We start from the raw sequence: 7,878 nt of genomic DNA on the forward strand, positions 1-7,878 counted from the left end.
CAAATTTCCTCCTAAGCCTCAATAAACTTATTTACAAAGTAGGTCTTTTGTTGCTTTTTCAACTCCAAACGAACCTGCTGATTTTGCTTAATATCCGTATCATGAACTTGGACGGTCATGGTGGCCGTAACTACCGGATTATCCTTTGTTCCACTAACCTTAATATTATCAATTCCAGCCAAATCCACCTTACCTGCTAGACCTTGTGGGTCATTCATCAGCAAGGACATATCGGCCTTTGAAGAAGATACATACTTTGCCAAGAAAGTCTTAGTAAAACTTGTAACATCATCAACCGTATCCTGGTCGGTCAACGCCTTTTGTGACTTATCCAATCGGTTTTCACCGACATGTCCAACCGTGTTCAAATCACTTGACACATAAGGCAAGCCAACCACTGTAAACTGGGCATTGTCCTGAACGTATGGAATGTTAATCGTTAAGTTTGACTGCTTTCCATTGTTTTCCAATGTAATGGCATACTGAACTGTCCGCACCCCGTCTACGTTAAAGATACCAAGTATCTTGTGGTCCTTTAGGCTTTGTTGTCCTGACCCAGTTCCTAACTGGGTCAACGAGAAACCAGATGGGAAGTAAGGCTTTAAGCCATTTCGCCATTGGTCCTGCTGGTCTTGGTTGTAGTTGTAGTAAGCATTCAAAAAATTTTCAAAATACTGACCAACTAATGGATTATAAGAAAGAGAGCCAGCCGAAGCCTTATCCAATTTCTTTTCCAAGTTTGCTTGATTTGTTTTAAGTTGATGGTTCTTTTTGACAACCTGTGAAGCCTGCCAAGTCACCAGCAACATTAAAGCGATAAATAAAAAGACGCTGGCAAAAACCACTTTACGTAGCTTCCCAATCGTCAATGTTCTTACTTTTGGCATTTTCAAGCCTTTATCTTTCTTCTTTTTTTCAAAATCAATCGGGCCTTTTAGCTTGTGCCAAAGCCGTTTCATTTTTTTCAATATGACACCCCCTTTCTTGCTCTAATAAATAAGTGTACTTACTGAAAAATCACTTACTTAGCTTTTCTTTCATCGTTTTCTTCTTACTATCCAAGTAAAGCCAAGCCGTTGTCAAACCAGCTAAAATAGTCAAAGTAATTGCCACAATCAATGATTTGGGATGTGTCAAAACTTGCTTACCCGTCTTTGGCAGATTGGTTACTGTCTGTACAATCCTTGGTTGTTCAGGTGTCTTCGGTGTTTCAGGCGTCTTCGGTGTTTCAGGCGTCTTCGGCGTCTTCGGCGTTTCAGGCGTCTTTGGCGTTTCGGGTGTCTTTGGTGTTTCAGGTGTCTTCGGCGTTTCGGGTGTCTTAGGCACATCAATCAAAGCCGTCTTGGACAAATAAATATTATCCTTGCCATCATCAATCGTCTTAAGTGAGGTCGTCAACTTCTTCAAGGGAACTGCCTGTCCCTTTTCCCACATTGTCATCTCATAGCCCGTCTTATCAGCATTGTAGCCAATATGAATGGTCATTGGTGTAATGTCTTCAAAGCCTTCTGGTGCACCATCTTCCACTAACTCATAGTCGCCATAAGGAACGTGGTCAAACTTATAATAACCATCGTTGCCTTGGTTGTCTTGATGAGTCGTAACCGTAATGGCTTCGCCCTTTGTCCCGTTCAAAGGCACAAGCTTCAACTTAATATCATTATATCCAGTTGAACTCGTCCCTGTTCCAGAGCGAACATACTTATAGCCATCAAAAGTAAAGCTCACAACCTTATCCTTTGACGTTGTTCCATTCGTTACTTCGGCCTTATCTTGGCCTTCATAGTTCAACTGGAACGAATTATGAGACTTGTCAATTTGATAACCCTCTGGTGACTTCACTTCTTGCCAGTAATAACCAGACAAAGGCAAGTTCTTAACCCCTGCTTGACCCGTTTCATCGTCCAGTTGCAAGACCACGTTGTCCTGATCAACCACCGTCCCCTTGACTAGCTTAGGGTCAGGTTGACCATCAGTATGCCACTTAACTGGTGTACCATCAGCATTAAACAACTGATACTGTGCACCCTTAAAAGTGGCCTTTCCTTGGGTCTTATCGCCAGTTTGAGCATCGTTTTTCGTTACGGTACTTTCGCCACGAACTTCCTTGTTGGTTCCTGAGACCGCTTGAACTCGTTGACCGTTTTCATCTAAATCAACAGCAATCGGAGTAAAGGAATTAAACAATCCCTTACCGGCTTGCTTCTCGGTAATCACATAGTGACCATAGTCCATGTCTTCTGGTGTTTCCGCATGTCCATTAGCATCAGTAGTCAAAGTACGAACAACTTCACCGTCTTTGGTGTCCTTGTGTACTTCAAAAACGTTCCCTTCAAGCGAGTAATTAGCATTCGACAAATGCTTATTCACTTGACCATCGTCCTGCAAAACATTCTTATCAATCTTAAGCTGGGCTTTCTTGATAACAATGTTCAAATCAGCTTGCATTCGAATAGGGTCTTTTGAACCATACAATGTTTGACCTGTTGAACCATCAGGGTTTGCAGTACCGAAAATAAATTGATTAAATTCATTATTAAATCCAGAGTCAAAATTAATTTCGCCATTTCCAGCCTTAGCATTCTTATCAACATTAATTGTTAACTGACTACCATTCGCTGTGGCACTAATCCCATTTGAGCCAACGATTTTTTTATACTTGTTCAAATCTGTACCGTTTGTATCTGTTACAGTCGCCGATTGACCAGCAATAATGTTCAACGGCGCTGGATTAAAATTAGGCTTTTGAGACAATGAACCCGCATTATCTAGTATACTTTGTGCCTTTTGAATAACATTGTTTGACAGATTAATACCAGACCAACCCGTCACTTGCGTTCCCAAGACATTTTTTAACTGACTTTCATCAACCCGACTAGAACCACTATTGACACCCGTTGCACCATTTTGTCCAGCTAGCAATTCCCAGACAACCAGTTGCGTAGCAAAGTAGGTTTCATTATCTGTAGAAGCCCCTTGACTTTGACCTACCCATACTGCATTATTAATCAACGACCTTTGATAGCTGTTCATACTACGAAACGTATCCAGCATCGCCTGATTTTGTCCTACGGCCGTTGCCAAAGCGCCATCTTGAACCATAACAAATGGGTTAATACAAAACACAACATCATTATTCATGCGAAGATTAACAACAGGCTCAGTTTGACCATTGGCAAAAGAAACAATGCCATCTTTCCCTTGGATACTTACTGTCCCACTAGCAGGCAACGTATCGGCAGAGACAGAACTATTATTTAAAGCAACTGCTCCAAAGAAAAAGGCAACCAAACTTGCGGTTACCCAAAATTTTCCTGATTTATACAACTTAAAATGTTCTTGCGAACTAACAATACTTTCCATACTTTTTTTCCTTTCAAATAAAAAAAAACACCAAATAGTGTTTTCATAAGTGATAGTAATTTTTAATAACCACCCACTCCTTCAACTTCAGGATGTGAATTTCCATAAGCTGCCGCGGCAGCATCAGCTTCAGCACTAGTCTTAAAGCCACCTTGAGACCAAACTACATTATAGTTTGCATCATAAGCTTGTGCTGTCCATGTCTTAGCAGGAGCAGACGGTGCTGGCGTTGATGATTGAGCTGGTGCTTGGTATGAACTACCCGTGTTTGAGGATTGAGCAGGTGCTTGGTATGAACCACCTGTGCTTGCAGATTGAGCTGGTGCTTGGTACGAGCTACCAGTCTTTGCCGATTGAGCAGGTGCTTGGTATGAGCTACCATTTGATGACTTACTTGGTGCTTGATAACTGTTATTACCAGAAGCATTTACCTTTGACTGTCCAGCAGTCGCCGACTGTGATGGTGCAGATGAGTTGTTAGAAGTTGCTTGACCATTATCAGAAGATCCTTGATTAGCTTCATCGTGCTTTGGCTCTTCCGCATTATTTTGATTAGTGTCTTCACTAGTCTTCGCTTTTTTCTTATCAGAAGACTTAACAGACTTTTTAGAAGAATGACTAACGGTTGGCTGATGTTCTTGCCCCGACTTAACCGTATTGGCATAAACAACGCCACCAGCTACTGTTCCTACAACCAAAACTCCAACAGCAGAAGCCACAATCAATTTAGTCTTTTGCGACCAAGTCTTAATATCCAACAATTCCTTAACCTGCATTTTCCATCTCTCCTTTAAATCGTTAAATAAACATTAATTATATTATAACAACAGTTTCAACAAATATTAATTACTTGTGACTTTTTTCTTTTACATCAACACTTTCTGACTTCTTCACGTCGTTTTCACGAGGAATAACAGACTCTGCGTAAATTGCCCAATCAGTAACATCGTTACCAACAAAAGCAAACTTCAAATTTTGAGGTACAAGCTTTGCTCCATACTTAAGAAAAGGTTTAACCGCTTCATAATTTTCTGGTGTCAACATGATACGAATTTCGTTATCTTCGTCCAGAGGCTTCCCTTCTTCAATAAAGGATAGCGAATAGTTATTGATAATCGTATCGCCATTATCATCTTGCACTGCTTGACCACGCTCAATTTTAGGATTTTCAGTGGTTGATACCAACACCAACTTTTGTTTATCAAACGCGTCTGCAGAACGTACCTTAGCGACAGCATGCTTATCCTTACCAGAAACAAAGATCGAGTCAAACTCCTTTTCAGGAACATCATCTTGCTTGTTATCTGACTTTGATAGCAATTCGCCACCAATAGTTGCCACACGAACACCTGTCGTATTATTACGAGCCTTACCTGCCGACACATGACCATTAACCAACTTCATTGGTGTTTCAAATACTTGACCAAAATTAAAATCAGGTTGTGGGTTAATCAAAACCTTTGACAGCGAACGATTGATAGACAATTCTGCTACTTTAGTTGTTCCCTTTTCGCCAACATTCTTTGTACGACTAAAGGACAATTCTCCCATAGACTGACCTTGCAATGACAAACGAGTAAACTTATTAACCATGTTTTTTTACCTTACTTTCTAAATTCTAAAAATTAACAAAATAAAAAAGACTCAACAAAGCCTTTTTTATAAAAGTATTCAATTGTGATTATTCCTTAATTAAAATAGGTATGAGTGTTAGCATCTAACGTGCTAACAGATTTAACCTAGCTAGCAAAATTAGCGACTTTATCTTCACGCAAAGTCGGTTCTTTTAAAGATTTAAAACTAGACTGGCACAACTCAACTAAGTTGCTTTTTCTATTGCTTTCGCTCAACGACCGCCCTCTCGGTCTAAAAGTTGCCACACTTTCAAACATCAGACCCTCGATTTATATTTTTAACTGGGATATTAGCAGAATAAACTAACACACAAACTTTTCTCTTTATTCACTCACGCCAACCAAACTCTCGTTTGACTCTTGCTCATGCCCAGAGTAACAAAATAATTTGTTACCATAATTGTTTCTTTCTATTTAATCAACTATAATAGGGTTAATTAAATATTTCTCTGGCGGGAGATTAGTTGGAAACAATTAATTTACATATTTAATTATCAAAGTACAGAAACGCACTTTCAGTGAAATCTCATTGAAGGTGTGTTTTTTTTTCATCTTCTTTTCATTCCAAAAGAAAAATCATAGTCAAGTCAACATCATGTGAATTCACATGAGCTAACTGACTATGATTATAAGTTTACATTATTTGGTCAACCCCTAATGCAACAGTCTAAAAAAATAATTTGAAAAAACCTTTATAAAGCTGATTATACCAATGTTTTTCAGTTTTTTAAAAATTTATGCTCACTAAAAAGACTTGCCTATTTTTATCATAGCCAAGAATCCATTTATGGGTTCTTTTTTTATGTAATTCCGGTCACGTGAAGATGTTGATAACTGAGATGCCGTTTAAAGGCACTTAAACGCGTTTTAAAGCCATGCAAAGCCATGGGACGTGTATTGGATACTCTTAACTGCTTTCTGGAGCTTTACAGGGCTAATATGAGCGAAATTAGTTTTCTTAGGAAAATATTCCCTTAAAGCCCGATTGAAATTCTCGTTGGAACCACGTTCGTGTGGTGAGTACGCATGAGCATAGTAATATTTAATGTGATGCTTTTGAAAAACTCGCTGGGTCATGGCTGCTAAAAACTCAGTGCCACGATCGCAAGTAACGGATTTAACAGATCCTTGATATTTAGTTAAAAAAACCTCTATAGCTTCACTTATCGAATAAGCGCACTTATTTTTAACAAGCAAAACTTCGGCATATCTCGTTTTTCTTTCGACAAAAGTTAACAACAAATGACTGGATTGCATCGATTCTACGCCATCCAATTCCCAATGTCCAAACACTTCACGGCGTTCGATTGCCATTGGTCGTCTTTCAATCGTATGTTGTTGGATGACAGCTCGCTTATCAGAATTTGACTGATGTAGGCTCTTCATTACTTTTTGACTTAAAGCGCGCTTATACCGTTTTCCCTTCAGTCGTAAACTTTTATTTGAGAGACCCTCAATTTTATTATGGTTAATCCAATTGTATATACAACGGACTGACACACCAAAATTACGACTGCTGTAAACAATTTGTTCTGGTGACCACTTATCTTCTAGAATTCGCTTTTTGATGATGGTGGCTCGGTGATTGGATAATTTACGCGGACGCATCCTTATTTTTGAATGCTTGTTATATTCGGCAAGCTGATGAGCAGAAAGTGCCCGATATATTTTTTTAGCACGATTAACGGGTAAACGCAGGCCCATCCTCTGTTGTTTGGTGGCACGTTGTATTTCTCTGGTAATAGTGGAGCGAGCAAAACCTAGGCGAGTGGCGATTTGTGATAGTGAGTAACCTTCTCCAATCCAGGTCTCTAATTTAACACGATCTTCTAAAGTTAAGTGACGGCAATCCATTGTAAATACCTCTTGATATAAGACAAATATTTTGATTAATTTACATTGTGATAAAAATAGAAAACTATCTAATATTATAATATTAAGAACCGACTTTTTCTTCACGTCAATATTATTTACTGGTGTAAAAACAAAATAAAAGCCACCAATTTCCAATTGGATTTGGTGGCTTTTATTGTCATTTGGAAGCTGTCGCCGTAGCAACAACGCTGTTATTATAAAAAATGAACTGCTGACGAACAGATTGAACATAAAAAGTTAGTTCATACCCCCTGCCCCTTCCGCTTTTCTCGCTGTTAAATTAACGTACTGATAAGTTTTATCATTTTTGCGGATATAGTTTTCCAATTTATTTAGCACTCATTACTTCTTTCTCTTACGAGGTGAGAAAATTCCAAGCCCCGCAAAACTAGCAATTAAAGCAAATAAAAAGTTTGAATTAGGCTTGTTTCGTTCAGTCCTCAATCCCGTATTTGGCAAAACATGGTTGGTATCACTTTGAGGATTAACAACTTTATCAATTTGATTTGAAGTGACCGTATTTCCATCATGTGAATCAGTTGTTACCGTGGTTGTTTCCTTTGGGGCATCCTTGGTGTACTTAACCGTGTAAACCAAATCACTTGAATCTGGCGTGACATTCTGAGCAGCGATGCTTGTTTGGTCAGGCGTGTACCCCTTCAAAGTTGGGCTTGTCACTGCTGCAAAGCTTTGATCGGCTGTCCAAGCACCGTAAGTCTTTTCACCGGTTACAGCATCTGTTGAGACACTGCGAGTAAAGGTGATTGGCGTTGCGACATAGTCGTCAGCCGCCTTGGTTCCATCAGCGTACTGATAGTGAACTGTTTCATTCACAGTCTTTGTATCAGTTGTGACTGCTGGGGCATCCTTCGTGTACTTGACCGTGTAAACCAAGTCACTTGAATCTGGCGTGACATTCTGAGCAGCGATGCTTGTTTGGTCAGGCGTGTACCCCTTCAAAGTTGGGCTTGTCACTGCTGCAAAGCTTTGATCGGCTGTCCAAGCA

At 39.5% G+C, this 7,878-nt stretch carries 5 protein-coding genes and 1 pseudogene; all 6 read right to left on the minus strand.

Annotated elements, in window-relative coordinates; all coding sequences use genetic code 11:
• Nucleotides 1-11: 11 nt before the first annotated feature.
• Nucleotides 12-887, minus strand: coding sequence for a conjugal transfer protein (locus AABI20_RS07315; protein WP_161795098.1), 876 nt, complete (start codon nt 885-887; stop codon nt 12-14).
• Between the two features lie 130 nt (nt 888-1,017).
• The gene (locus AABI20_RS07320; RefSeq protein WP_248661851.1) at nt 1,018-3,363 is read right to left on the minus strand and encodes a SpaA isopeptide-forming pilin-related protein; all 2,346 of its coding nucleotides are present in this window, start codon (nt 3,361-3,363) and stop codon (nt 1,018-1,020) included.
• A gap of 62 nt (nt 3,364-3,425) precedes the next feature.
• Complete coding sequence (locus AABI20_RS07325) at nt 3,426-4,139, minus strand: hypothetical protein (protein WP_248661850.1); 714 nt, start codon at nt 4,137-4,139, stop codon at nt 3,426-3,428.
• Between the two features lie 70 nt (nt 4,140-4,209).
• Nucleotides 4,210-4,956 carry a hypothetical protein gene (locus tag AABI20_RS07330; RefSeq protein ID WP_047975427.1) on the minus strand — a complete coding sequence of 249 codons (747 nt, stop codon included), beginning with the start codon at nt 4,954-4,956 and terminating at the stop codon, nt 4,210-4,212.
• Nucleotides 4,957-5,797: 841 nt separating this feature from the next.
• Nucleotides 5,798-6,851: pseudogene (locus AABI20_RS07335) on the minus strand (IS30 family transposase).
• Nucleotides 6,852-7,214: 363 nt separating this feature from the next.
• The coding region (locus tag AABI20_RS07340) for a mucin-binding protein (RefSeq protein ID WP_421825119.1) at nt 7,215-7,878 on the minus strand (664 nt) is incomplete at its 5' end.

The organism is Fructobacillus cardui (genome assembly GCF_963580785.1).
In the GTDB taxonomy this organism is placed as follows: Bacteria; Bacillota; Bacilli; order Lactobacillales; family Lactobacillaceae; genus Fructobacillus; species Fructobacillus cardui.

Excerpts from the sequence above, each read along its gene's own strand:
- AABI20_RS07315 (WP_161795098.1), bottom strand. The coding sequence starts at position 887 with ATGCCAAAAGTAAGAACATTGACGATTGGGAAGCTACGTAAAGTGGTT.
- AABI20_RS07320 (WP_248661851.1), bottom strand. The coding sequence starts at position 3,363 with ATGGAAAGTATTGTTAGTTCGCAAGAACATTTTAAGTTGTATAAATCA.
- AABI20_RS07325 (WP_248661850.1), bottom strand. The coding sequence starts at position 4,139 with ATGCAGGTTAAGGAATTGTTGGATATTAAGACTTGGTCGCAAAAGACT.
- AABI20_RS07330 (WP_047975427.1), bottom strand. The coding sequence starts at position 4,956 with ATGGTTAATAAGTTTACTCGTTTGTCATTGCAAGGTCAGTCTATGGGA.